The sequence below is a fragment of the Pseudomonas sp. Pso3 genome (assembly GCF_055393275.1).
In genome coordinates, this window is sequence record NZ_AP043687.1 from 547,412 (window position 1) to 571,629 (window position 24,218).

The 24,218-nt window shown below is 66.3% G+C and carries 20 protein-coding genes, 2 tRNA genes and 1 pseudogene; 21 read left to right on the plus strand and 2 right to left on the minus strand.

The window, feature by feature from the left end:
* The first annotated feature begins 35 nt into the window (after window positions 1–35).
* From ACZ5R1_RS02600 to ACZ5R1_RS02650, 11 genes and pseudogenes are all read left to right on the plus strand, one after another.
* Window positions 36–1,466, plus strand: a complete 1,431-nt coding sequence (locus tag ACZ5R1_RS02600) for an N-acetylmuramoyl-L-alanine amidase (protein WP_027598837.1) — start codon at window positions 36–38, stop codon at window positions 1,464–1,466.
* A complete protein-coding gene (gene mutL, locus ACZ5R1_RS02605; protein WP_144948559.1) occupies window positions 1,459–3,357 on the plus strand; it encodes a DNA mismatch repair endonuclease MutL in 1,899 nt (632 codons plus the stop codon). The genes ACZ5R1_RS02600 and mutL overlap by 8 nt, the downstream gene beginning before the upstream one ends.
* 42 nt (window positions 3,358–3,399) lie before the next feature.
* Complete coding sequence (gene miaA, locus ACZ5R1_RS02610) at window positions 3,400–4,380, plus strand: tRNA (adenosine(37)-N6)-dimethylallyltransferase MiaA (RefSeq protein ID WP_007161157.1); 981 nt, start codon at window positions 3,400–3,402, stop codon at window positions 4,378–4,380.
* A gap of 87 nt (window positions 4,381–4,467) precedes the next feature.
* A complete protein-coding gene (gene hfq, locus ACZ5R1_RS02615) occupies window positions 4,468–4,713 on the plus strand; it encodes an RNA chaperone Hfq (protein WP_007161156.1) in 246 nt (81 codons plus the stop codon).
* A gap of 20 nt (window positions 4,714–4,733) precedes the next feature.
* A complete protein-coding gene (hflX, locus tag ACZ5R1_RS02620; protein ID WP_042137359.1) occupies window positions 4,734–6,038 on the plus strand; it encodes a ribosome rescue GTPase HflX in 1,305 nt (434 codons plus the stop codon).
* 98 nt (window positions 6,039–6,136) lie between these two features.
* Window positions 6,137–7,324, plus strand: coding sequence for an FtsH protease activity modulator HflK (hflK, locus tag ACZ5R1_RS02625; RefSeq protein ID WP_007161154.1), 1,188 nt, complete (start codon window positions 6,137–6,139; stop codon window positions 7,322–7,324).
* Window positions 7,324–8,193 (plus strand): protease modulator HflC, encoded by an 870-nt coding sequence (gene hflC / locus ACZ5R1_RS02630; RefSeq protein ID WP_007161153.1) that lies wholly within the window; start codon window positions 7,324–7,326, stop codon window positions 8,191–8,193. Before hflK ends, hflC begins: the two co-directional genes overlap by 1 nt.
* 255 nt (window positions 8,194–8,448) lie before the next feature.
* The gene (locus tag ACZ5R1_RS02635) at window positions 8,449–9,636 is read left to right on the plus strand and encodes an ATP phosphoribosyltransferase regulatory subunit (RefSeq protein ID WP_042137361.1); all 1,188 of its coding nucleotides are present in this window, start codon (window positions 8,449–8,451) and stop codon (window positions 9,634–9,636) included.
* Between the two features lie 78 nt (window positions 9,637–9,714).
* Window positions 9,715–11,010 carry an adenylosuccinate synthase gene (locus tag ACZ5R1_RS02640; protein ID WP_027601077.1) on the plus strand — a complete coding sequence of 432 codons (1,296 nt, stop codon included), beginning with the start codon at window positions 9,715–9,717 and terminating at the stop codon, window positions 11,008–11,010.
* A 1,104-nt stretch (window positions 11,011–12,114) separates the two neighbouring features.
* Window positions 12,115–12,237: pseudogene (locus tag ACZ5R1_RS02645) on the plus strand (hypothetical protein); the annotation flags it as partial.
* A 171-nt stretch (window positions 12,238–12,408) separates the two neighbouring features.
* Window positions 12,409–13,143 (plus strand): methyl-accepting chemotaxis protein, encoded by a 735-nt coding sequence (locus ACZ5R1_RS02650; protein ID WP_391564043.1) that lies wholly within the window; start codon window positions 12,409–12,411, stop codon window positions 13,141–13,143.
* Between the two features lie 91 nt (window positions 13,144–13,234).
* Here ACZ5R1_RS02650 and ACZ5R1_RS02655 read toward each other — a convergent pair.
* Both ACZ5R1_RS02655 and ACZ5R1_RS02660 read right to left on the minus strand, forming a co-directional pair.
* Window positions 13,235–13,321, minus strand: a tRNA-Leu gene (locus ACZ5R1_RS02655).
* Between the two features lie 112 nt (window positions 13,322–13,433).
* Window positions 13,434–13,520 (minus strand) — tRNA-Leu (locus ACZ5R1_RS02660).
* 209 nt (window positions 13,521–13,729) lie between these two features.
* On the opposite strand from ACZ5R1_RS02660, the gene rnr reads away from it, so the two are divergent.
* The 10 genes from rnr (at window position 13,730) to ACZ5R1_RS02710 (ending at window position 24,158) form a co-directional block, all read left to right on the plus strand.
* The gene (rnr, locus tag ACZ5R1_RS02665; protein WP_464712804.1) at window positions 13,730–16,534 is read left to right on the plus strand and encodes a ribonuclease R; all 2,805 of its coding nucleotides are present in this window, start codon (window positions 13,730–13,732) and stop codon (window positions 16,532–16,534) included.
* Window positions 16,531–17,283, plus strand: a complete 753-nt coding sequence (gene rlmB, locus ACZ5R1_RS02670; protein WP_027601074.1) for a 23S rRNA (guanosine(2251)-2'-O)-methyltransferase RlmB — start codon at window positions 16,531–16,533, stop codon at window positions 17,281–17,283. Before rnr ends, rlmB begins: the two co-directional genes overlap by 4 nt.
* A 129-nt stretch (window positions 17,284–17,412) precedes the next feature.
* Window positions 17,413–17,787 carry a response regulator gene (locus ACZ5R1_RS02675; protein WP_007161147.1) on the plus strand — a complete coding sequence of 125 codons (375 nt, stop codon included), beginning with the start codon at window positions 17,413–17,415 and terminating at the stop codon, window positions 17,785–17,787.
* A 182-nt stretch (window positions 17,788–17,969) separates the two neighbouring features.
* Window positions 17,970–18,386, plus strand: coding sequence for a 30S ribosomal protein S6 (gene rpsF, locus ACZ5R1_RS02680; protein ID WP_007161146.1), 417 nt, complete (start codon window positions 17,970–17,972; stop codon window positions 18,384–18,386).
* A gap of 26 nt (window positions 18,387–18,412) precedes the next feature.
* A complete protein-coding gene (gene rpsR / locus ACZ5R1_RS02685; RefSeq protein WP_007161145.1) occupies window positions 18,413–18,643 on the plus strand; it encodes a 30S ribosomal protein S18 in 231 nt (76 codons plus the stop codon).
* A 35-nt stretch (window positions 18,644–18,678) separates the two neighbouring features.
* Window positions 18,679–19,569, plus strand: coding sequence for a hypothetical protein (locus tag ACZ5R1_RS02690; protein ID WP_027598829.1), 891 nt, complete (start codon window positions 18,679–18,681; stop codon window positions 19,567–19,569).
* Window positions 19,570–19,589: 20 nt separating this feature from the next.
* Complete coding sequence (gene rplI, locus ACZ5R1_RS02695; RefSeq protein WP_007161143.1) at window positions 19,590–20,036, plus strand: 50S ribosomal protein L9; 447 nt, start codon at window positions 19,590–19,592, stop codon at window positions 20,034–20,036.
* 150 nt (window positions 20,037–20,186) lie between these two features.
* Window positions 20,187–21,581 (plus strand): replicative DNA helicase, encoded by a 1,395-nt coding sequence (dnaB, locus tag ACZ5R1_RS02700; RefSeq protein ID WP_007161142.1) that lies wholly within the window; start codon window positions 20,187–20,189, stop codon window positions 21,579–21,581.
* On the plus strand, window positions 21,581–22,597 hold the full coding sequence (locus ACZ5R1_RS02705) for a D-alanine--D-alanine ligase (protein ID WP_042137369.1): 1,017 nt from the start codon (window positions 21,581–21,583) through the stop codon (window positions 22,595–22,597). The genes dnaB and ACZ5R1_RS02705 overlap by 1 nt, the downstream gene beginning before the upstream one ends.
* Window positions 22,598–22,676: 79 nt before the next feature.
* Complete coding sequence (locus tag ACZ5R1_RS02710) at window positions 22,677–24,158, plus strand: glucosyltransferase domain-containing protein (RefSeq protein WP_042137371.1); 1,482 nt, start codon at window positions 22,677–22,679, stop codon at window positions 24,156–24,158.
* The last annotated feature ends 60 nt before the right edge of the window (window positions 24,159–24,218 follow it).

Here is a 24,218-nt window from a genome sequence, read left to right on the forward strand (position 1 = left end):
CCGATCCCTCGTTCTCCAGCTATACGGTCGCAGGCATGCGCAAGCGTTTTTTCAGGTCGGGACTCGGCCTGTTGTTGTTGATTCTCAGCAGTCAGCTGCTGGCCGCCACCCAGATCAAGGGCATGCGCGTCTGGCGTGCGCCCGACAACACCCGTCTGGTGTTCGATCTGACCGGCCCGGTCAAGGCCAGCGTCTTCACCCTCAGTGCCCCGGATCGCATCGTCATCGACCTGTCCGGCGCGCAGCTCGACGGTGGATTGAACGAAAAGCCGCTGCGCAACACCCCCATCACTGGTCTGCGCGCGGCCCAGCGTTCGCCGGGCGAGGTGCGCCTGGTGCTGGACACCAAGGGTGCCCTGACGCCCAAGAGCTTTACCCTGGCGCCCAACAAGGAATACGGCAATCGCCTGGTGGTCGACCTCTACGACCAGGGCACCGATCCCGCCACCAGCGACATTCCCGCCACCGTCACGCCCAATCTGCCGGCTACGCCGGTGACCCCGGCGCAGCCGGCGACCCGTTTGCCGTCCAGCCCCAGCGGCAAGCGCGACGTGGTGGTGGTGATCGACCCCGGCCACGGCGGCGAAGACCCGGGTGCCATCGGTCGCGGTCGGTTGTACGAGAAGAACGTGGTACTGGCCATCGCCAAGCAGTTGCAGGCCAATCTCAATCGGCAGAAGGGCTTTCGCGCCGAGCTGACCCGCACCAGCGACTACTTCATCCCGTTGCGCCAGCGGCAGATCATCGCCCGCAAGAAGGGCGCCGACCTGTTCATTTCGATTCACGCCGATTCGGCGCCCAGTGCCAGCGCCGAGGGCGTTACCGTCTTCGCCCTGTCCCAGCGCGGCGCCACCTCCGAGGCGGCGCGCTGGCTGGCCGATGCGGAAAACCGCTCCGACCAGGTCGGCGGGGTGTCCGATGCCCTGGACAACAAGGATCCCATGCTCGCCGGGGTGCTCATGGACCTGTCCATGACCGCCACCGTGGCCTCCAGCCTGGAGGTCGGCCAGACCATCCTCAGCCAGGTCGGGCGCGCCACCAAGCTCTTGCACACGCGGGTGGAGCAGGCCGGCTTCATGGTGCTGAAGTCGCCGGACATCCCCTCGATCCTGGTGGAAACCGGCTTCATCACCAATGCCAACGAATCGGCCAAGCTGGCCAGTCCGGCGCACCAGGGGCTGCTCGCCCGGCAGATCCAGGCCGGTATCGTGCAGTACTTCCAGCACCGTCCACCGCCCGGCACCTACCTGGCCTGGCAGCGTGAACAGCGGGGCGACAAGGTCGGCAGCGTGCGCGGCTTCGATCAGCACCGGGTGCAGCCCGGCGAAAGCCTGAGCCTCATCGCCCGTCGCTATGACGTCGATCTCTCCACCCTGCGGGCGGCCAATGGGCTGCGTGGTAATCGCATCCGCTCCGGCCAGGTATTGACCATCCCCACCCACGAACTGGCGGCCAGCAATGACTGAACCCCGGCGCATCCAGCTGCTCAGCCCGCGGCTGTCCAACCAGATCGCCGCCGGCGAGGTGGTCGAACGACCCGCCTCGGTGGCCAAGGAGCTGCTGGAGAACAGCCTGGACGCCGGGGCCCGGCGCATCGATATCGAGGTGGAGCAGGGCGGGGTCAAGCTGCTGCGCATCCGCGACGACGGCCATGGCATCCCGCCGGACGACCTGCATCTGGCCCTGGCGCGCCATGCCACCAGCAAGATCTACCACCTGGACGAACTGGAAAGCGTCACCAGCCTGGGCTTTCGCGGTGAGGCCCTGGCGTCGGTCAGTTCGGTGTCGCGCCTCACCCTGACCTCGCGCTTTCGCGGCGAAGACCAGGCCTGGCAGGTGGAGACCGAAGGCCGCGAGATGCAACCGCGGGTGCAGCCCGCCGCCCATCCCCAGGGCACCTCGGTGGAGGTGCGCGACCTGTTCTTCAATACCCCGGCGCGACGCAAGTTCCTGCGCGCCGAAAAGACCGAATTCGATCACCTGCAGGAAGTGGTGCGGCGCCTGGCGCTGGCGCGCTTCGACGTCGGCTTTCATCTGAGACACAACGGCAAGAGCGTGCTGGCCCTGCATCCGGCGGGCGATCCTCAGAGCCAGGGTCGGCGGGTCGGCGCGGTCTGCAGTCCGGCCTTTCTCGAGCAGGCTCTGCCGCTGGAACACGAGCGCAACGGCCTGCGCCTCTGGGGCTGGGTCGGCCTGCCGACCTTTTCGCGCAGCCAGGCGGATCTGCAGTACTTCTACGTCAACGGCCGCATGGTGCGCGACAAGCTGGTCGCCCATGCCGTACGCCAGGCCTATCGCGACGTCCTCTACAACGGTCGCCACCCGGCCTTCGTGCTGTTCCTGGAAGTGGATCCGGCGGCGGTGGACGTCAACGTCCACCCCACCAAGCACGAGGTGCGCTTCCGCGACAGCCGCCAGGTGCACGACTTTCTCTACGGCACCCTGCACCGGGCACTTGGCGACATCCGCCCGGATGACCAGCTCGCCGTGGTGGCGCCCACCGCACCGACGCCGCTGAGCGGTCCGGCCGCCGGTGAATTCGGCCCCCAGGGCGAGATGCGCCTGGCTGCCGCCGTGTTGCACGACAGCCCTGCGCCGCCGGCCCAGCCCTTCGCCGGTGGCGGCGGTTCGGGTGGTGCCGCGCACTACAGTCCTGCCCCGCAGCCCTATGCCGGCGCGCCGGTGGCCGAGGTGCAGAGCGCCTACAAGGCCTTCTTCGCGCCGCTGCCGGAGGGTGCCGAGGCCGCGGCCCTGCCCGCGGAGCAGGGCGACGTGCCGCCGCTGGGCTATGCCCTGGCGCAGCTCAAGGGCATCTACATCCTGGCCGAGAACGCCCAGGGCCTGATCCTAGTGGACATGCACGCCGCCCACGAGCGCATCACCTACGAACGACTCAAGGTGGCCATGGCCAGCGAAGGCCTGCGCGGCCAGCCGCTCTTGGTGCCGGAGTCCCTGGCCGTCAGCGAGCGCGAGGCCGACTGCGCCGAAGAGCATGGCCAGTGGTTCGAGCGCCTCGGCTTCGAACTGCAGCGCCTGGGTCCCGAGACCCTCGCCATCCGCCAGATCCCCGCCCTGCTCAAGCAGGCCCAGGCGGCGCGGCTGGTGCAGGACGTGCTCGCCGACCTGCTGGACTATGGCACCAGCGATCGCATCCAGGCGCACCTCAACGAATTGCTCGGCACCATGGCCTGCCACGGCTCGGTACGGGCCAACCGGCGGCTGACCCTGCCGGAAATGAATGCCCTGCTGCGCGACATGGAAACCACCGAGCGCAGCGGCCAGTGCAACCACGGTCGTCCCACCTGGGCCCAGCTCAGCCTGGACGATCTGGACAAACTCTTCCTGCGCGGCCGCTGACCGCCCGCCGCGCCCTGCGCGGCGCCCCTTCGAGAATCCGCAATGACCGCCCCTCTGCCGCCCGCCATCTTTCTCATGGGGCCGACCGCCTCCGGCAAGACCGATCTCGCCATCGAGCTGGCGCGGCTGCTGCCCATCGAGCTGATCAGCGTGGATTCGGCGCTCATCTATCGCGGCATGGACATAGGCACCGCCAAGCCCAGCGCCGAGCTGCTGGCCGCCCATCCGCACCGGCTGGTGGACATCCGCGACCCCGCCGAGAGCTATTCCGCCGCCGAATTTCGCGCCGATGCCCTGGCGGCCATGGCCGAGATCACCGCGGCCGGACGCATCCCGCTGCTGGTGGGTGGCACCATGCTCTACTTCAAGGCCCTGCTCGAAGGCCTGGCCGACATGCCCGGTGCCGACGCCGAGGTGCGGGCCGAGATCGAGGCGCTGGCGGCCACGGCCGGCTGGGGCGAGATCCACCGGCAACTGGCCGAGGTCGATCCGGTATCGGCCGCGCGCATCCATCCCAACGATCCCCAGCGCCTCCTGCGCGCCCTCGAGGTGTATCGCGTCAGCGGCCAGTCGATGACCGAGCACCGCGCGCTGCAATTGCGCGCCAATGCCGATTCGAACGGGGCGCCCCAGACGCAATTACCCTATACTGTGGCCCAATTGATCCTGGCGCCCGGCCGGCGTGAGGTGCTCCATGCGCGTATCGCCGAGCGCTTCAGCCTGATGCTGGAACAGGGCTTCATCGACGAAGTCTCAGCCTTGCGGGAACGTCCCGATTTGCATCCTGGTCTGCCGTCCATGCGATCCGTAGGCTATCGTCAGGTGTGGGAGTTCCTGGAAGGGGGTTGCACGCGGGAAGAGATGGTGGCGCGTGGCGTTGCGGCGACGCGGCAGTTGGCGAAGCGGCAGTTGACCTGGTTGCGTGGCTGGCCCGCCGCACACACCTTCGACAGCCTGGCTTGTGACAATCTGCCGCGGATCTTGAAATGCCTGGCCGGTGACACCATATCGCCCCGCAGCTGAATCGTTTTTGTCCGCGTGTCCATGGTGGGCAGCGGAAACTGGCATGTCGCCAGATCGGTATTTTCATTTCCTTAGGAGAGCGACACGATGTCAAAAGGGCATTCGCTACAAGACCCTTACCTGAACACCCTGCGTAAAGAGCGCGTTCCGGTTTCCATCTATCTCGTCAACGGTATCAAGCTGCAGGGTCAGATCGAGTCCTTCGACCAGTTCGTGATTCTGCTCAAGAACACCGTCAGCCAGATGGTCTACAAGCATGCAATCTCCACCGTGGTGCCGAGCCGCCCGGTCCGTCTGCCCAGCTCCGAGACGAGCGAGTCGGATAGCGAATAAATAACGAGAGGAGCGCCCTGTTGTTCTTCGAGCGTCACGAAGGTGGTGAGCGGGCCATTCTGGTCCATTTGGAAGGCCTGCATCCCGAGGCGCGCGAAGATCCTCAGGAGTTCCTCGAACTCGCGCGATCGGCGGGTGCGGAGACCGTGGCGTTCGTCACGGTGAACCGCAGCCAGCCGACGGCGCGTTATCTCATCGGTACCGGCAAGGTCGAAGAGTTGCACGATCAGGTGCACGCCCATGCCGCTGATCTGGTCATCTTCAACCATGACCTCACGCCCAGTCAGGAACGCAACCTCGAAAAAGCCTTCGAGTGCCGCGTCCTCGATCGCACGGGCCTTATTCTCGACATCTTCGCTCAGCGCGCCCGGACCCACGAGGGCAAGCTGCAGGTGGAACTCGCCCAGCTCGAGCACATGAGCACCCGGCTGGTGCGCGGCTGGACTCACCTCGAGCGCCAGAAGGGCGGCATCGGTCTGCGTGGTCCGGGTGAAACCCAGCTCGAAACCGACCGTCGTCTCCTGCGGATCCGCATCCGCCAGATCCGCCAGCGCCTGGACAAGGTGCGCAGCCAGCGCGAGCAGGCCCGGCGCGGTCGCCGGCGTGCCGAGATTCCCTCGGTGTCCCTGGTCGGCTACACCAACGCCGGCAAGTCCACCCTGTTCAACAGCCTCACCGAATCCGGCGTCTACGCGGCCAACCTGCTGTTCGCCACCCTCGATCCCACCCTGCGCCGTCTGGAATTGCCGGACCTGGGGCCGATCGTGCTGGCCGATACCGTGGGCTTCATCCGCCATCTGCCGCACAAGCTGGTGGAGGCCTTCCGGGCGACCCTGGAGGAATCCAGCAACTCCGACCTGCTGCTGCACGTGATCGATGCCCACGAGGACGATCGCCAGCTGCAGATCGAGCAGGTCGAGGCGGTGCTGCACGAAATCGGTGCCGACGAGCTGCCGATGTTGGAGGTCTACAACAAGCTCGATCTGCTCGACGGGGTCGAGCCGCATATCCAGCGCGACGATGAAACCGGACGGCCGATCCGGGTCTGGGTCTCGGCGCGCGAAGGCCGTGGTCTGGAGCTGGTCGGTCAGGCCGTGGCCGAACTGCTCGGCGAAGATCTTTTCGTCGGGGTGCTGCGCCTGCCCCAGCGGCATGCCCGGCTGCGGGCCCGGCTGTTCGAGCTGGGCGTGGTTCGCCAGGACGATCATGATGACGAAGGCAACATCCTGTTGTCTGTACGAGTACCCCGCGCCGAACTCAATCGACTGCTCAGCCGGGCCGGTGAAGAACCGGAAGTCTTTATCCAGCAACATGTTTTGCAATAAACCCCCGCTCGGCGCTTTTGTTCGGGCAGGGACCATCCGGTAGCATTGGTCGGCGCGCCATTTCGGCGCGTTTTCGCGTTATCAGTAGGGAGAGCGCTATGGCTTGGAACGAGCCCGGTGGCAACTCGAACAATCAAGACCCCTGGGGCGGCCGCAACAACAACGGTGGCGGCAATGGTGGACGCAAGGGGCCGCCGGATCTCGACGAAGCCTTGCGTAAGTTTCAGGACCGCATTAACCGCCTGGTCGGCGGCAAGAAGCGCTCCGGCGGCAGTGGCGGCGACAGCTTTGGCTCGGGTGGTGGCAAGGGTTTGCTGCTGCTGGGCGTGCTGCTGGTCGGCGCTCTCTGGCTGTACAACGCCGTCTACGTCGTGGACGAGCAGGAGCAGGCGGTGGTGCTGCGCCTGGGCAAATACCATGAGACGGTAGGGCCCGGCCTGAACATCTATTTCCCGCCCTTCGAGACCAAGTACCAGGAAAACGTCACCCGTGAGCGGGCCTACAGCAAGCAGGGCGCCATGCTGACCCAGGACGAGAACATCGTCGAGGTGCCACTGACCGTCCAGTACCGCATCACCAATCTCAAGGACTTCGTCCTCAACGTCGACCAGCCCGAGGTCAGCCTGCAGCAGGCGACCGACAGCGCCGTGCGCCACGTGGCCGGCTCCTCGACCATGGACCAGTTGCTGACCGACGGCCGCGAGCAGGTCGCCACCAACGTCCGCGAACGTCTGCAGCGCTTCCTCGACACCTACGGGACCGGCATCACCGTGACCCAGGTGAACATCCAGAGCGCCTCGGCGCCGCGTGAAGTTCAGGAAGCCTTCGACGACGTGATCCGTGCCCGTGAAGACGAGCAGCGCGAGAAGAACCAGGCCGAAGCCTATGCCAACGGCGTGATCCCCGAGGCCCGCGGTGCTGCCCAGCGCATCATCGAGGAAGCCAACGGCTATCGCGACGAAGTCGTCGCCCGGGCCCAGGGTGATGCCTCGCGCTTCAGCCAGCTGGCGGTCCAGTACGCGGCCAATCCGCAGCTGACCCGCGAGCGTCTGTACATCGAGACGATGCAGGAAGTGCTCGGTCAGGCGAGCAAGGTCATGGTCACCGGTCAGGCCGGCCAGAACCTGCTCTATCTGCCGCTCGACAAGCTGATGCAGAACCGTGCCCCGGCACCGACCTCGGCGATCAGCAGTGGCGCTGCCCCGGCGGCGTCGAGCGATACGGCGGCCTCGGTCATTCGCAATCTGCCGCAGTCCACCGAAGCGCGTACGAGGGAGAGCCGCTGATGAGCAATAAATCGCTGGCCGCGCTGATCGTCGTGGTCGTTCTGGGTCTTGCCGCCTGGAGCAGTCTGTTCGTGGTGAAGGAGACCGAGCGGGCGGTGATGCTGCGCTTCGGTCGTGTGGTCGAGCCCAATCTGGAGCCCGGCCTGCACTTCAAGATTCCCTACGTCAACCGGGTGCGCAAGTTCGACGCCCGCCTGCAGACCCTGGATACCCCGACGCAGCGTTTCCTGACCCTGGAAAAGAAAGCGGTGATGGTGGATGCCTACGCCAAGTGGCGCATCTTCAATGCCGATCGCTACTACACCGCGACCTCGGGTCTCAAGCAGATCGCCGACGAGCGACTGCTGCGCCGCCTGGAGGCGGGGCTGCGTGACCAGTTTGGTCGTCGCACCTTGCACGAGGTGGTGTCCGGTGAGCGGGATGCAATGGTCGGTTCGCTGACCGCGGCGCTGAACAAGATGGCCAACCAGGAGCTGGGTATCGAGGTGCTGGACGTGCGCGTCAAGGCCATCGACCTGCCCAAGGAAGTCAGTCGCAGCGTCTATGAGCGGATGAGCACCGAGCGCGAGCGGGAAGCCCGCGAGCATCGCGCCAAGGGTCGCGAGCTGGCGGAAGGCATCCGTGCCGACGCCGATCGTCAGCGCCGTGTGCTGCTGGCCGAAGCCTATCGCCAGGCCGAACAGGCCCGCGGTGAAGGTGATGCCCAGGCGGCCCAGGTGTATTCCCAGGCCTACTCGAAGAATCCGGCGTTCTTCTCCTTCTATCGCAGCCTGCAGGCCTATCGCTCCAGCTTCTCCAGCAAGAGCGACGTCCTGGTGCTGGATCCGAAAAGCGATTTCTTCAAGTATTTCCAGAGTCCGGGGCAGTGAGGTCCGGGATGAACGGCGCCTAGGCTTCGCTCGTCGTTCATCCCCGATCGCCGATTTTTTCGTGTTATCATGAATCAGCCGGGGCCATCCCCGGCTTTTTTGCGTCCGTACGAAACCCGTGGAAGGGCGACGCCCTGGCTGATCCGGGTAGCAATCCACGGCAGAGCGGCTCGATCCGGCGGCAGGATTCTCCAGGAATCCACTGCGCCGACCTCGGCAGCCGCGTGCCGATCCATGACATGGAGAAGAGGCCTAATGGCTACGGTAGACCGCTGGCTGCTGCCTGACGGTATCGAGGAAATCCTGCCGCCCGACGCGGCGCGCATCGAAGGTGCTCGGCGTCGGGTGCTGGAACTGTTCCATTGCTGGGGCTACGAGTTCGTCATCACCCCGCACCTGGAATTCCTGGAATCGCTGCTCACCGGCGCGGCCAAGGAACTGGAACTGCGCACCTTCAAGGTGACCGATCCCAATTCCGGCCGCCTCATGGGCTTCCGCTCCGACATCACGCCCCAGGTGGCGCGCATGGAAGCCCATAGCCTCAAGCAGAGCGGTCCGAGCCGACTGTGCTATGCCGGCAGCGTGCTGCATACCCGTCCCCGTGCCCTGTCCACCTCGCGCAGCCCGATCCAGGTCGGCGCCGAGCTCTATGGCGTGCCCGGCAGCGAAGGGGATCTGGAAGTCATCAGCCTGATGCTCGACGTGCTCGAGCAGGCCCAGGTGCCCGACGTCCACATGGATCTGGGGCATGTGGGGATCTATCGCGGGCTGTGCCAGGCGGCCGGTGTCTCCGGCGCCAGCGAGCAGCAGCTGTTCGATGCCCTGCAGCGCAAGGCGGTCGACGAGATCGCCGAATTGACCGCCGACCTGCCCGCCGCCGAGCGCGGCTGGCTGCGGGCGCTGGTCGAGCTCAGTGGCGATGCCACGGTGCTCGAGCAGGCGCGGCAGCGCCTGGCGGGTGCGCCCGCGGGCGTCCTGCAGGCACTGGACGAGCTGATCGCCCTGGCCGATTCGCTCAAGGGGCGTTTCCCGGGCGTGCCGCTGTATTTCGATCTGGGCGAGTTGCGCGGTTATCACTACCACACCGGGGTGGTCTTCGCCGCCTTCGTGCCGGGCACCGGGCAATCCATCGCCCAGGGCGGTCGCTATGACAACATCGGCGCCGACTTCGGGCGTTCGCGTCCGGCCACCGGCTTTTCCACCGATCTCAAGACCCTCGTCGAGCTGGGCACCGCCGTGCTCGACGAACCGCGCCGCGGCATCTGGGCGCCGGCGGGCGATGCGCCGGTGCTCTGGCAGGCCGTGCGCGAATTGCGTGCCGCGGGCGAGCGGGTGGTCCAGGCCACCGCTCATGACGACGCGGACCAGCTGCACAGCTCGGGCTGCGATCGCCGGCTGATCGAGCAGCAGGGCGCCTGGGTCGTGGTGCCCTTGAATTCCTAAACACCGGATCTGGCATCCGGGTGAACGTGAGCATCGTCGGCCTGGCCGACAGAAATCTTCCTGACAGGGGATAAGGTTATGGGTAAGAACGTCGTCGTCCTGGGCACCCAGTGGGGTGATGAGGGCAAGGGCAAGATCGTGGACCTGCTGACCGACCAGGCCGCTGCCGTGGTGCGTTATCAAGGCGGTCACAACGCCGGCCACACGCTGGTCATCGATGGTCAGAAGACCATCCTGCGGCTGATTCCCTCGGGCATCCTGCGCGCCGACACCCAGTGCCTGATCGGCAATGGCGTGGTGCTCTCGCCGGAAGCCCTGTTCAAGGAAGTCGGCGAGCTGGAAGCCCGCGGCGTGCCGGTGCGCGAGCGCCTGCGCATCAGCTCGGCCTGCTCGCTGATCCTGCCCTATCACGTGGCCCTGGATCAGGCGCGCGAGAAGGCGCGCGGCGAAGCCAAGATCGGCACCACCGGTCGCGGCATCGGCCCGGCCTATGAAGACAAGATCGCCCGTCGCGGTCTGCGCGTCGGCGATCTGTTCCACCCCGAGCGTTTCGCCGTCAAGCTCAAGGAAGTGCTGGACTACCACAACTTCGTCCTGCAGAACTACTTCAACGAGCCGCCGGTGGACTTCCAGAAGACCTACGACGAGGCCATGGAACATGCCAAGGTCATGCAGCCGCTGGTCATGGACGTCGTCAGCCGTCTGCACGAGCTGCGCAAGGCCGGTGAGAACCTGATGTTCGAAGGCGCCCAGGGCACCCTGCTGGACATCGACCACGGCACCTATCCCTTCGTCACCAGCTCCAACACCACCGCCGGTGGCGTGGCGACCGGTTCCGGCGTGGGTCCGCTGTACCTGGACTACATCCTCGGCATCACCAAGGCCTACACCACCCGCGTCGGCTCCGGTCCCTTCCCGACCGAGCTGTTCGACGAAACCGGTGCCTACCTGGCCAAGCAGGGCCACGAATTCGGCTCCGTGACCGGCCGTCCGCGCCGTTGCGGCTGGTTCGATGCCGTCATCCTGCGTCGCTCCATCGAGATCAACAGCATCTCCGGTCTGTGCCTGACCAAGCTGGACGTGCTCGACGGTCTGGAAACCGTGCGCATCTGCACCGGTTACAAGGATGCCGCCGGCAACCTGCTGACCGAGGCGCCCACCGACGCCGACAGCTACATCGGTCTGCAGCCGGTCTACGAAGAGATGCCGGGCTGGAGCGAATCCACCGTGGGTGCCCAGAGTCTCGAGGCGCTCCCGGCCAACGCCCAGGCTTACATCCGCCGCATCGCCGAGCTGGTCGAGGCGCCGATCGACATCGTCTCGACCGGTCCGGATCGCAAGGAAACCATCGTGCTGCGCCATCCTTTCGCCTGATGCGCTAAAAGGATGCAGCCGGAAAAGCCCCGCCCCGCGGGGCTTTTCCATTTCTGGCGGGCGAGAGACGCTGGTAGGCCGGGGACGGCCGCTGGTCCGAAATGGCCAGCATATTGCTATGACTATTTACCGCTGAGCCTCCAGCTCCCCTCGAGCTGGCCGACAGCCTGTAAATGTCCCTTGTCGCTGGAGACCTCCATGTCGTTTCTCTTGTCGCTGCTGCGCAGTCGCCTGTTGCTGCCGGTATTCATCAGTCTTTTGCTCGCGGTCATGCTCCAGGTAGCCCTGGCGCTGTGGCTGACCCAGGATGCGGTGAAGGGGCTGCAGTCAGGCCTGGCCACCCGCCTGTCCGGCGAGTCCGAGCAGCTCGCCGACACCCTGCGCCAGGCCGGGGGCGAGGTGGATGGCAGTCTTGCCGAACTGGCGGGGCAGACCCGTGCGCGGCTGGCCGAGGGGCTTGCGCAGCGGCTGGCGCGCGAGCGGCAGCAGGTGGGTGAGACCCTGACCGCTACCCTCAAGAGCAATGCGCAGAATCTGGCCGAGCTGCTTGCGGGCGTCGCGCCCAAGGCGATGTGGGACGCCGATGTGCCGGCCCTGTCCGACCTGGCGCGGCGTGCGCAAGGCAATCCCGAGGTGCTCTTCGTGGTCTTCCAGGACGCCCAGGGCCAGAATCTGACCCGCTATCTCAATCGCCAGGACGAGCGCGTGGCCCGCCTGCTCGCCGTGGGCCAGGGCGAGGGCGCCCTGGCCAAGGTGCTGGATGCCGCGACCCGGGATCCTTCGGTCTATCGCGTGGATGCCTCCATCAGTCCCAATGGCGTGGAGATCGGCAAGGTGGTGGTAGGCTTTTCCACCCAGACCATCGAGCGCACCGGCGCGGCCCTGGACAAGAGTTTCAAGACCCTGATCGACGACGCCGGCGGTCTGGTCTCCAGCAGCGTGACGGCCGCGGCCAAGGGCAGTGCGGCGACCCTGGCGACGCGCCTGGAAGGCACGCGCCAGGCTGCCCTGGCCATGAGTCGCAATGCCGGTGAAACGGTCGCCACCCTGGCGGGCGCGCTGCGCTGGCAGATCGCCCTGGGGCTGATCGGGGTCGGCGTGGTGATGGTCGTGGCCGTGGCGCTGGTGCTGGGGCGCCGGGTGCTGCGGCGGATCGGCGTGCTGCAGCGGGCGCTGGACGATCTGGCAGCCGGGGAGGGGGATCTCACGCGCCGTCTGCAGCTGGGGCAGGGCGATGAGATCCAGGCGCTGGGTGGCGCGGTCGATCGCTTCCTGGCCAAGCTGCAGCCGCTGGTGGGCAAGGCCCATGGCGTCGCGGCGCGTACCGGCGAGGAAATCCGCGGTTTGGCCGGCAGCAGTGCCACCGCCGAAGCGGCGGCGTTGCGCCAACGCGAAGAGGTGGCGCGCAGTCTGGAGGCCTTGTCCGGTATCGCCGCGGAAGCCCAGGGCGAAAGTCAGGCCATGCAGGGCGCCCTGCAGCAGGTGGAGGCCATTCGCAGTTCCACCCAGAGCAACGCCCGCATCGCCACCGAGGTGGCCGAAGGTATCGAGGGGCTGGTGACCCAGGTCGAGTCCGGCGCCCAGGTGATCGAGCGGCTGGCCGCGCAAAGCGAGCAGATCGAGGTGGTGCTGGACGTGATCCGCGGCATCGCCGAGCAGACCAACCTGCTGGCGCTCAATGCGGCCATCGAGGCGGCCCGGGCCGGCGAGAGCGGACGTGGCTTTGCGGTGGTCGCCGACGAGGTGCGGGCGCTGGCCAGCAAGACCCAGGAATCCACCGGCAGCATCCGGACCCACATCGCCGGTCTGCAGGAAGGCGCGCGCGAAGCTGTCGCCGCCATAGGCGCGGCGCGCCAGCAGGCCGGCAGCGGGCTGGCGGTGCTGCGCGACAGCAAGCGCATCCAGCAGGATGTCCACCGCGCCGTGGATCAGGTGCATGCCAGCATGACCACGGCTGCCCAGGCGGCCCAGCGTCAGGCGGAGGGCGCCGCGGCGGTACGCCAGCGGGTCGAGGTCATCCATGGCGAGACGCTGCGCGCAGCCGAATCGGTGGCGGCCACTGCGCACAGCAGTCGGACTCTGGCGGAGCTGGCCGCCCAGTTGCGCGGCAGTCTGGGGCAGTTCAAGGCGTAGGGGAGGGCCCCACGCCTTTTCGCGGGCAAGAAAAAACCGGCCGAAGCCGGTTTTTTCTGTTGCGTCCGATCCGGGATCGTCCGCTTGGTATTGGTGCCCAGGAGAAGACTCGAACTTCCACGGTGTTGCCACCGCTAGGACCTGAACCTAGTGCGTCTACCAATTCCGCCACCTGGGCCTGCAGTGCGACTTCTGGTCGCTTCCCGTCACCCTTGCGGGTTTCAGGATTAAAAAACCGGCTAGTACCGGCTTTTCGTCGACCGATCTGCAAATCGATCGACTATAATGAGTGGTGCCCAGGAGAAGACTCGAACTTCCACGGTGTTGCCACCGCTAGGACCTGAACCTAGTGCGTCTACCAATTCCGCCACCTGGGCACTCAAGGCGATGATTGCTCATCTCCGGCGTCGTGATTGCTCACGGCGTCGTGGGGCGGCACTTTACTCAGGGGGCGTTTGCTTGTAAACCCCTGCTGTGAAAAATATTTTATTGAGCATGCCAGGCTAACTATTGCGTGGTTTTCACGTTTCAATAGGCGCCATGGCAGTTCCTACCGAACCAAGACACAGAAGGTAACCCCAGACTGATGGCCGATTGGCAATCCCTCGATCCCGAGGCCGCCCGGGAAGCGGAAAAGTACGATAACCCCATTCCGAGTCGCGAACTCATTCTGGCTCATCTCGCCGATCGCGGCGCCCCGGCCACACGGCCACAGCTCGCCGAAGAATTCGGTCTCGTCACCGAAGACCAGCTCGAAGCCTTGCGGCGCCGCATGCGCGCCATGGAGCGCGACGGTCAGGTGATCTACACCCGCCGCGGTGCCTATGCGCCCATCGACAAGCTGGACCTGGTGCGTGGCCGCATCGCCGGCCATCGCGATGGCTTCGGCTTCCTGATCCCCGACGACGGCAGCGACGACCTCTTCCTCAGCCCGGCGCAGATGCGCTTGGTGTTCGATGGCGACATCGCCCTGGCGCGGGTCGCCGGCCATGATCGGCGCGGTCGTCGCGAAGGCGGCCTGGTCGAGGTGGTCACCCGGGCGCACGAGTCGCTGGTCGGGCGCTTCTTCCAGGAGAGCGGCCTGGCCTACGTGGTGCCGGACAATCCCAAGATCGGTCAGCAGGTGCTGGTGCCCGAGGGCAAGCACGGCGGCGCCGCTCACGGCCAGTTCGTGCAGGTGCGCATCGACGAGTGGCCCACCACCTTCCGCCAGGCCCAGGGCGAAGTGGTCGAGATCCTGGGCGACTACATGGCGCCGGGCATGGAGATCGAGGTCGCCCTGCGCAGCTACGACATCCCCAACGAATGGCCCAAGGCCGTCGAGAAGGAGGCTGCCAAGCTCAAGCCCGAGGTGGAGGAGAAGGACAAGCAGAAGCGCATCGATCTGCGCCAGCTGCCCTTCGTGACCATCGATGGCGAAGATGCTCGCGACTTCGACGATGCCGTCTATGCCGAGGCCAAGAAGTCCGGCGGCTGGCGGCTGTACGTGGCCATCGCCGACGTCTCCCACTACGTCAAGGTCGGCTCGGCGCTGGATGCCGAGGCGGAAAAGCGCGGCAACTCGGTGTATTTTCCCGAGCGGGTGATTCCCATGCTGCCGGAGGCGCTGTCCAACGGCCTCTGTTCGCTCAATCCCCAGGTGGATCGCCTGGCCATGGTCTGCGAGATGACCATCGCCGCTTCCGGGCGCATGACCGGCTACCAGTTCTACGAAGCGGTCATCCACTCCCATGCCCGTCTGACCTACAACAAGGTCTCGGCGGTGCTGGAACAGCCCAAGTCGGCCGAAGGCAAGCAGTTGCGCAAGCAGCTCGGCGACGTGGTGCCGCACCTGGAGCAGCTCTACAGCCTGTACAAGGTGCTGCTGGCCGCTCGTCATGTGCGTGGCGCCATCGATTTCGAGACCCAGGAAACGCGCATCGTCTTTGGCGCCGATCGCAAGATCTCGGAGATCCGTCCGACCCAGCGCAACGATGCCCACAAGCTGATCGAGGAGTGCATGCTGTGCGCCAACGTGGCCACCGCCAAGTTCCTCGAAAAGCACAAGGTGCCGGCCCTCTATCGGGTGCACGAGGCGCCGCCCCTGGAAAAGCAGACCAATCTGCGCCAGTTCCTCGGTGAGATGGGTCTGTCGCTGACCAAGGGCAAGGCCAATCCGGTGCCGTCGGACTACCAGGCGCTGCTGCAGCAGATCCGTGAGCGGCCGGATTTCCGGCTGATCCAGACGGTGATGCTCAGATCCCTGAGTCAGGCGGTCTACAGCCCGGACAACAACGGTCACTTCGGTCTCAACTACGAGGCCTACACCCATTTCACCTCGCCGATCCGGCGTTATCCGGATCTGCTGGTGCACCGGGCGATCCGCAGCGTCATCCGCTCCAAGCTGGAGACCAAGCACGTCAAGCGCGCAGGCGCGACGAGCATGGCCAAGGCGCGCATCTATCCCTACGACGAGTTGCGCCTGGATCAGCTCGGTGAGCAGTGCTCCATGACCGAGCGCCGCGCCGACGAAGCCACGCGTGATGTGTCTAACTGGCTCAAGTGCGAGTTCATGAAGGATCGCGTCGGCGAGACCTATGCCGGCGTCATTACCGCGGTGACCGGTTTCGGCCTGTTCGTCGAACTGTCCGAGGTCTTTGTCGAGGGCCTGGTGCACGTCACCGCGCTGCCGGACGACTACTACCATTTCGACAGCGTCCATCATCGCCTCTCCGGCGAGCGCAGTGGGCGCAGCTATCGCCTGGGCGATCCCATCGAGGTGGTGGTGGCCCGGGTCGACCTGGACGAGCGCAAGATCGACTTCGTGCTGCCGGCCTCGGCCGGCGCGCCGCGGGTCCATGAAGAGCGCGAGCCGCGCCGCAAGCGTGACGGTCGCGGTCGTCGCCGCGAGGCGCCGGCAGCGGAAGACCAGGCCGTCGCCCCGACGCCGGAAGCCCCGGCCACCTCGGTGTCGCCGGAATTGCTGGAGCAGGCCGACAAGCTGTTGGGCAATACCGACGTCAAGCGCAGTCGTGCGGTGAAGCAGGCGCTGCTGGCGGAAGCCAAGGTCGAGGGCGGCAAGCCCAAGGCCAAGGGCAAGTCCGGCGGTCAGGACAAGGCCGGCGCCCAGGGCCAGGCCACGACTCAGGGCAAGACTGCCAAGGGCAAGGCCAGTGCCACGGCCAAGGCGCGTACCGCTCCGGCGAAGCGTCAAGCGCAGGGTGCTGCTGCCGAAGGCGCCGCTGCGGTGGAAGCCAAGGTCAAGAAGGCCAAGGCCGCTGCCGCCAAGAAGAAGTCGGCTGCCAAGCCCAAGGTCGAAGGCCAGGCCCAGGCCGCGGCCAAGAGCAGGACCAAGGCCAAGGCCAAGAAGCCGCATCGCAAGGGCCAGGCGCGCCCCAAGGATGACGCATGAGCCAGCTGGAAACCGTCTACGGTATCCACGCCGTGGAAGCGCTGCTGCGCTTCCACCCGCGGCGGGTGAAGCAGCTCTGGATCGCCGAAGGGCGGCGTGAGCCGCGGGTGGAGGCCCTGCTGGAGCTGGCCGCCGGTCAGCGCCTGGCGGTGGAAACCAAGCCGCGGGCGTTGCTCGACGAGCTGGCCGAGGGCGTGCATCAGGGCGTGGTGGCCCAGGTCAGCCCCAGCCAGGTCTGGGGCGAGGCCATGCTCGAGGAGTTGCTCGATCGGGCCGAAGGTCCGCCGCTGCTGCTGGTGCTCGATGGCGTGACCGATCCGCACAACCTCGGCGCCTGCCTGCGCAGCGCCGATGCCGCCGGAGCCCTGGCGGTGATCGTGCCCAAGGACAAGTCGGCCACCCTGACCGCCGTGGTGCGCAAGGTCGCCTGTGGGGCCGCCGAGGTGCTGCCGCTGGTGGCCGTCACCAACCTGGCGCGGACTCTGGAAAAGCTGCAGAAGCGTGGCCTGTGGATCGTCGGGACTGCCGGTGAGGCGACCCAGGAGATCTATGACGTCGACATGAGTGGGCCGACCGTGGTGGTCATGGGGGCCGAGGGCAAGGGCATGCGCCGACTGACCCGTGAGCATTGCGATCATCTGGCTCGGCTGCCCATGGCCGGCAGCGTCAGCAGTCTCAACGTTTCGGTGGCGACCGGGGTCTGCCTGTTCGAGGCCGTGCGTCAAAGACGCGCCTCTGCGCCCAGCTAGCCCGCGCTAAGAAACGTCTGGGTACCGACGCAGCGCGTATCGCACTATACGAATCGCGCTGCAGTGCGCAGAATATCGGCCTCGCTCCGGGAATGCCGGGGCGAGGCCTGTCAACAAGAGGACGCCCGCGTGAGTCAGGAGATCCAGGAGCCGGTAGGCTTGCGAGTGCTGCTCGTCGAAGACGATGCCACGCTGCGCATGCTGACCACCGAAGTCATCGAGGAGCTGGACCATCAGGTTACGGCCGTCGCCTCGGCGGAGGCCGCCCTCGAGTTGCTGCCGCAACGCGAACACGATGTGCTGTTCACCGATATCGGGCTGGGCGGCATGTCCGGCATCGAGTTGACCCGCCGCGCCCTGGCGATGGATCCGACGCTGCGCATCGTGGTCGCCTCGGGTTATGCCTTCGAGCGCGAGCCGGGGATGGAGGCGCGGGTCGGGGTGCTGATCAAGCCCTATGACCTGAACAAGATCCGCCAGGCCCTGGCCGACGTGCAACGCTGAGTGCCTGGGGCTGCCCGGCGGTCGCGTCGGTCATGCCTGCGGTTGCGCCCCCCGGCGCCCTTCTCTAGAATGTTGCCCCTTGCCCGGAGTGCGTCCGCATTCCGCAGGGCAAGTCATCCGAACTATTCACTCCTTGTCTGACCGCGTTTCCGCGGCAGGCTGCAACCCGTAAGGAGCATTAAATGCGTCATTACGAAGTCGTGTTCCTGGTTCATCCGGACCAGAGCGAACAGGTGGGCGGCATGGTCGAGCGCTACACCAAGGCTATCGAAGAAGACGGTGGCAAAGTCCATCGCCTGGAAGACTGGGGCCGTCGTCAGCTGGCTTACGCCATCGACAACGTTCACAAGGCTCACTATGTGCTCATGAACATCGAGTGCAGCGCCAAGGCCCTGGCCGAGCTGGAAGACAACTTCCGCTACAACGACGCCGTGATCCGCAACATGATCCTGCGCCGTGACGAGGCCGTCACCGGTCAATCCGAGATGCTCAAGGCCGAAGAAAACCGCAACGAGCGTCGCGAGCGTCGCGAGCGTCCTGCCGAGTCCGAGTCCGAGTCCGCCGAAGGCAACTCCGACGACGCCGACAGCGCCGAGTAATCTGGATCTAGCGAGGAATCACTGTCATGGCACGTTTCTTCCGTCGTCGTAAGTTCTGCCGTTTCACCGCCGAAGGCGTGAAAGAGATCGACTACAAGGATCTCAACACCCTGAAGGCCTACGTCTCCGAAACCGGCAAGATCGTCCCGAGCCGTATCACTGGCACCAAGGCCAAGTACCAGCGTCAGCTGGGTACCGCCATCAAGCGTGCCCGTTACCTGGCCCTGCTGCCCTACACCGACAGCCACGGTCGTTGATCGACGCCTGATCACGAATAACGGATAAACACGGCATGCGGCCTCTGGCTGAGTTCATCATGCGCGGCCGTACTCAAGCCACCCTCGTGGTGGTGCTGGGTGCAGTCGTGCCGCTGCTGTACTGGATGACCGCTGCCGGTGGCAGCCTGGTGCTGTTGCGCCGGGGACCTGCCGCGGCGGCCGGGGTGCTGGTCTGGGCCCTGTTGCCAGCGCTGTTCTGGCTGTATCTGGGTGATGCCAGCATCGTGCTGGTGTTGCTGGGTTCGACGCTGCTGGCGGCCATCTTGCGCCAGAGTCTGTCCTGGACCCGGGTGCTGTTGGCCAGTGTCCCCTTGGGGCTGGTCTTCGCCCTGGTGCTGGGCCAGGTCTATGCCGAGGGCATCGCGCAACTGGCGGAGGAAATCCGTCGGTTGCTGCCCCAGGTGTTGGGCCCGAGCGCGGCGCAGTTGCCGCCGGAAAAGCAGGCGCAGTTGCAGCAGTTGCTGCTGCCCGTGCTGACCGGCCTGATGGCGGCGTTCTTCCAGATCACCTGCCTGCTGTGCCTGATGCTCGGGCGCTACTGGCAGGCGGCGCTGTACAACCCCCAGGGGTTCGGTCGCGAATTTCGCGCCCTGCGTCTGCGTCCGGCCATCGCGCTCGGCCTCCTGGCCCTGCTGGTGCTGGCGCCGAACCTGGGCAGCGGGCTTGGCCTGCTGACCCCGCTGTGCAGCGTGCCGCTGGCCTTTGCCGGCATCGCCCTGCTGCACGGGCTGGTGGCGGCCAAGCGCCTGGCAGGATTCTGGCTGGTGGGGCTGTACGTGACGCTGTTGCTGTTCGGGCAGCTGATCTATCCGTTGTTGGTGATTCTGGCTGTGATCGATAGCGTGTTCGATTTCCGTGGGCGGTCCGCGCAAGAGCCGCAGGGGCCCGCGGACGGTGAAGGTTAAAAGTTAAGAGGAAAGACTCAATGGATGTCATCCTGCTGGAAAAGATCGCCAACCTGGGCAACCTGGGCGACAAAGTGAACGTCAAGGGCGGTTACGCCCGTAACTTCCTGCTGCCGCAGGGCAAGGCCACCGCAGCCACCGCTGCCAACGTCGAGGCTTTCGAAGCTCGTCGCGCCGAGCTCGAGAAGCAGGCTGCCGAGAAGAAGGCCGAGGCTGATGCCCGTGCCGCCAAGCTGGCCGACCTGACCGTTACCATCGCCGCCAACTCCGGCGACGAAGGCAAGCTGTTCGGTTCCATCGGCACCCGCGACATCGCCGAAGCCGTCAGCGCCGCCGGCGTTGAGCTGGACAAGAGCGAAGTTCGCCTGCCCAACGGCGCCCTGCGCAGCGTTGGCGAATACGATGTCGAAGTGCACCTGCACACCGACGTCGAAGCCACCGTCAAGGTCGTCGTCGTCGCTGAATAAGCGCGCCGTCGCCTGACTGGCGGACTTGCGCCCCGGCGCCGGTCTGTCGACAATCGGGCACGTCATTGCCAAGGCAGTGACGTGCCCTTTGTCTTTTCTGCCCTATCGAAAATCATTTCGCCGCCCGCAATGGGGGCCCAAGACCTGCGCATGAACGAGATTTCCCTGCCCGAGCAGTACGATCTGCAGACCGCTGCCCTCAAGGTCCCGCCGCATTCCATCGAGGCCGAACAGGCCGTGCTGGGTGGTCTGATGCTGGACAACAACGCCTGGGAGCGCGTGCTCGATCAGGTGTCCGATGGCGACTTCTATCGCCACGACCACAGACTCATCTTTCGCGCCGTGGCCCGTCTGGCCGAGCGCAACCAGCCGTTCGACGTGGTGACCCTGTCCGAACAGCTGGACAACGAAGGTCAGCTGCCCCAGGTGGGCGGCCTGGCCTATCTGGCCGAGCTGGCCAAGAACACCCCCTCGGTGGCCAACATCAAGGCCTATGCGCAGATCGTCCGCGAGCGGGCCACCCTGCGCCAGCTGATCGGCATCAGCGCCGACATCGCCGACAGCGCCTACAACCCGGAAGGCCGCGGCGCCAACGAGCTGCTCGACGAAGCCGAGCGCAAGATCTTCGAGATCGCCGAGGCGCGGCCGAAGTCTGGCGGGCCGGTCGGGGTCAACGACATCCTGACCAAGGCCATCGACCGCATCGATACCCTGTTCAACTCCAGCGATGCCATCACCGGCGTGTCCACCGGCTTCGCCGACCTGGACGAGAAGACCAGCGGCCTGCAGCCGGCCGACCTGATCATCGTCGCCGGCCGTCCCTCCATGGGCAAGACCACCTTCGCCATGAACCTGGTGGAGAACGCGGTGCTGCGCACCGACAAGGCGGTTCTGGTGTTCTCCCTGGAGATGCCCGCCGACTCCATCGTGCTGCGGATGCTCTCGTCCCTCGGCCGCATCGACCAGACCAAGGTGCGCTCCGGCAAGCTGGACGACGATGACTGGCCGCGGCTGACCTCGGCGGTCAATCTGCTCAACGACCGCAAGCTGTTCATCGACGATACCGCCGGCATCAGTCCCTCGGAAATGCGCGCCCGCACCCGGCGCCTGGTGCGCGAGCACGGCGACCTGGCGCTGATCATGGTGGACTACCTGCAGCTGATGCAGATCGGTGGCAGCAGCGGCGAGAACCGCACCAACGAGATTTCCGAGATCTCCCGCTCGCTCAAGGGCCTGGCCAAGGAATTCAACTGCCCGGTGGTGGCGCTCTCCCAGCTCAACCGCTCGCTGGAACAGCGGCCGAACAAGCGTCCGGTGAACTCCGACCTGCGCGAATCGGGCGCCATCGAGCAGGACGCCGACGTCATCATGTTCGTCTACCGGGACGAGGTGTACCACCCCGAGACCGAGTACAAGGGCGTGGCGGAAATCATCATCGGCAAGCAGCGTAACGGTCCGATCGGTACCACGCGGCTGGCCTTCATCGGCAAATACACCCGGTTCGAGAATCTCGCGCCCGGCAGCTACGTTTTCGAGGACGAATGATGGTCAAGGACAAGCTGAAGATCGCGGTCCTGCTCGGCGGCACCAGCGAAGAACGCGACGTGTCCATCGCCAGCGGTGCCCAGGTGGTGGCGGCGCTGCGCCGGCGTGGGCATCAGGTGGTGACCGTGGATGCCGCCCTGGGGCTGCTCGATGAAGACGCCGAGCGCGCCCTGCTGGAAGCCCGCGTCGGCCTCGAACCGCCGGAGCGGACCGCCCTGGTGCGGATGCGCGGCCAGGATGCCGGCGCGGTGCTCAGCCGTGCCCAGCTGGGCGACCAGGATCTGCTGTTCCTCGCCCTGCACGGCGGGACCGGCGAGAACGGCACCCTGCAGACCCTGCTCGACCTGGCCGAGTTGCGCTACACCGGCAGCGGCCGGGTGGGCAGCGCCGTGGCCATGGACAAGGACCTCAGCAAGCGGCTGTTCCGGGCCGCTGGCGTACCCACCGCCGACTGGCTGATGGCGCCGGTGGATGCCGCGACCGTGGCCGACACCCTGGGCTTTCCGGTGATCGTCAAACCCAGCCAGCAGGGTTCCACCGTGGGCCTGAGCAAGGTCAGCCGCGCCGAGGACCTGCAACCGGCCATCGAGCTGGCGCTGCGCTATGACCGCGAGGTGATGATCGAGCGCTTCGTCGCCGGGCGCGAGCTGACCGTGGGCGTACTGGGCGACCAGCCACTGGCGGTGGGCGAGATCGTCCTCGGCCAGAGTGGCGTGTTCGACTACACCAGCAAATACCAGCCCAAGGGCGCTGTGGAAGTCTTTCCGGCCGAGGTCTCCGCGGAGATCGCCGAGGAAGCGCGCCGGCTGGCCCTGGCCGCGCATCGGGCGCTCAAGCTCGACGGCTACAGTCGCGCCGACTTCCGCCTGGACGCCGAGGGACGGCTCTGGTGTCTGGAGGTCAACACGCTGCCGGGCATGACCGCCACCAGTCTGCTGCCGCAATCGGCCGCGGCCATGGGCATCGACTTCGACGAACTCTGCGAGCGCATCTGCCAGCTGGCCCTGCAGGACTGACCCCACGCAGCCGGCGCCGCTATCGCTTCGGGTGGTGGCGGCTGCGTCTCCCGTCGAAGCCGGATCCGGATCCGCCGCCATGCCCCAGACGCTCACCCCGGTGCAGACCCGGGCGCTGTTCCTTTCCGCACTGCTGCTGTTCGTCCTGCCCTTCATCCTGGTCGACTTTCCCTATGTCGATGACAACTGGCGCATCCAGCTGGAGAACGGCCCGGAGTGGCGCCAGCAGGGGCGGGTGCTCACCGAGGTCTTCTATCGGCTGCTGACCTTCAGCGGCAGTACCCTCAACCTCTTCCCCCTGCCGCTGCTGATCGCCTGCGCCGCCGCGACCTGGGCCCTGACCGATCTGGCCAGGCACTGCTTCGGCGCGCCGCGACCGACCCAGTGCCTGGCCCTGCTGCCGCTGTGGTTCTCGCCGTTCTGGCTGGGCAACCTGACCTACCAGTACGATGGCCCGACCATGGCCCTGAGTCTGGTGGCGGTGATCTATGCGGCGATCTTTCGCAGTCGTCACACCGTGCTGGCGCTGCTGGTGCCGGCGGCGCTGCTGGCGGCGGCCGTCGCTTTCTACCAGGTGGCCCTCAATGTCTTCGTCGGCCTCTGCTGCCTGGAGTTCATCCGCGCCGTGCAACGCCGCGAGGCCCCGGCGCAGGCCCTGCGGCTGGTGCTGCGCCAGGGCCTGCAGTTGCTGCTGGGTTGCGCCCTCTACTTCCTCACCGCCTATCAGCTGATGGCGACCACGCGACACGCCGGTGTGGGTGGCCAGGTGCTGCCCGAGCTCTGGCATCGGCTGGGCGAGGTGCTGCAGAGCGTCGGCCTGCTGGTCACCCCCGGCAATCTCTGGCTGTGGTGGCTGTTTGGTGGGCTGGCGGCGATCGGCTATGGCCTGGGCGGCCTGACCTATGCCCGCGCCTATGGCCGCCGGGCGCTGCTGCCCCTGCTGCTGTACGGCGCGACGCTGCCGGTGCTGGCCGCCTGCGTGGCCGGCATCACCCTGCTGTTCAGCGATTTCATCCTCGAGGCGCGCACCCTGATGGGCCTGGCGGTCATCCTGACCCTGGCCCTGCTGCTGGCCCACGACCTGCTGGAGCGCCTCCAGCCACGGCTGACCTGGCTGCTGGTGCTGCCCGTGCTGTGGATGCTGTCGCTGGCCTATGCCTATGGCCAGGTGCTCTCGGCGCAAAAGACCTTCGAGCGCGGTTTCGTCCAGGAACTGCACCATGACCTCAGCAGCCTTCCGGAGCTGCGGCCGCTCAAGCGGCTGCTCTGGACCGGAGGTCCGCTGGAGGTGGCCTGGCTGCCGCTGGCGCAGAAGACCTTCGAGCAGGTGCCGGTCCTGCCCTTCATCCTCGGCCTGTCGCCGGGCAACTTCATGATCGCCGAACGCCTGCTGGATCTGGGGGTGATCGACGATGCCGACAGCGACAGCTGCACCCAGCGGGTGGCCGTGCCCGGTGCCGCCACGCGACTGGTGGACAATCGCTTCTACGACATCTGGGCGGTGGGCGAGGACGGCTGCATCATCATGAAGCCGCAAAGGCCCTGGGTGCCGTTCGAGTAGGGAGGTAGGTTGGGCTGAGACGGCTCCATCGTCGAAGCCCAACGATCGGTGCCTACCCCA

What these genes read in the sequence shown, in the direction of transcription:
- ACZ5R1_RS02600 (WP_027598837.1), top strand. Translation starts at nt 36, where the DNA reads ATGCGCAAGCGTTTTTTCAGGTCGGGACTCGGCCTGTTGTTGTTGATT.
- mutL (WP_144948559.1), top strand. Translation starts at nt 1,459, where the DNA reads ATGACTGAACCCCGGCGCATCCAGCTGCTCAGCCCGCGGCTGTCCAAC.
- miaA (WP_007161157.1), top strand. Translation starts at nt 3,400, where the DNA reads ATGACCGCCCCTCTGCCGCCCGCCATCTTTCTCATGGGGCCGACCGCC.
- hfq (WP_007161156.1), top strand. Translation starts at nt 4,468, where the DNA reads ATGTCAAAAGGGCATTCGCTACAAGACCCTTACCTGAACACCCTGCGT.
- hflK (WP_007161154.1), top strand. Translation starts at nt 6,137, where the DNA reads ATGGCTTGGAACGAGCCCGGTGGCAACTCGAACAATCAAGACCCCTGG.
- hflC (WP_007161153.1), top strand. Translation starts at nt 7,324, where the DNA reads ATGAGCAATAAATCGCTGGCCGCGCTGATCGTCGTGGTCGTTCTGGGT.
- ACZ5R1_RS02635 (WP_042137361.1), top strand. Translation starts at nt 8,449, where the DNA reads ATGGCTACGGTAGACCGCTGGCTGCTGCCTGACGGTATCGAGGAAATC.
- ACZ5R1_RS02640 (WP_027601077.1), top strand. Translation starts at nt 9,715, where the DNA reads ATGGGTAAGAACGTCGTCGTCCTGGGCACCCAGTGGGGTGATGAGGGC.
- rnr (WP_464712804.1), top strand. Translation starts at nt 13,730, where the DNA reads ATGGCCGATTGGCAATCCCTCGATCCCGAGGCCGCCCGGGAAGCGGAA.
- rlmB (WP_027601074.1), top strand. Translation starts at nt 16,531, where the DNA reads ATGAGCCAGCTGGAAACCGTCTACGGTATCCACGCCGTGGAAGCGCTG.
- rpsF (WP_007161146.1), top strand. Translation starts at nt 17,970, where the DNA reads ATGCGTCATTACGAAGTCGTGTTCCTGGTTCATCCGGACCAGAGCGAA.
- rpsR (WP_007161145.1), top strand. Translation starts at nt 18,413, where the DNA reads ATGGCACGTTTCTTCCGTCGTCGTAAGTTCTGCCGTTTCACCGCCGAA.
- ACZ5R1_RS02690 (WP_027598829.1), top strand. Translation starts at nt 18,679, where the DNA reads ATGCGGCCTCTGGCTGAGTTCATCATGCGCGGCCGTACTCAAGCCACC.
- rplI (WP_007161143.1), top strand. Translation starts at nt 19,590, where the DNA reads ATGGATGTCATCCTGCTGGAAAAGATCGCCAACCTGGGCAACCTGGGC.
- dnaB (WP_007161142.1), top strand. Translation starts at nt 20,187, where the DNA reads ATGAACGAGATTTCCCTGCCCGAGCAGTACGATCTGCAGACCGCTGCC.
- ACZ5R1_RS02705 (WP_042137369.1), top strand. Translation starts at nt 21,581, where the DNA reads ATGGTCAAGGACAAGCTGAAGATCGCGGTCCTGCTCGGCGGCACCAGC.
- ACZ5R1_RS02710 (WP_042137371.1), top strand. Translation starts at nt 22,677, where the DNA reads ATGCCCCAGACGCTCACCCCGGTGCAGACCCGGGCGCTGTTCCTTTCC.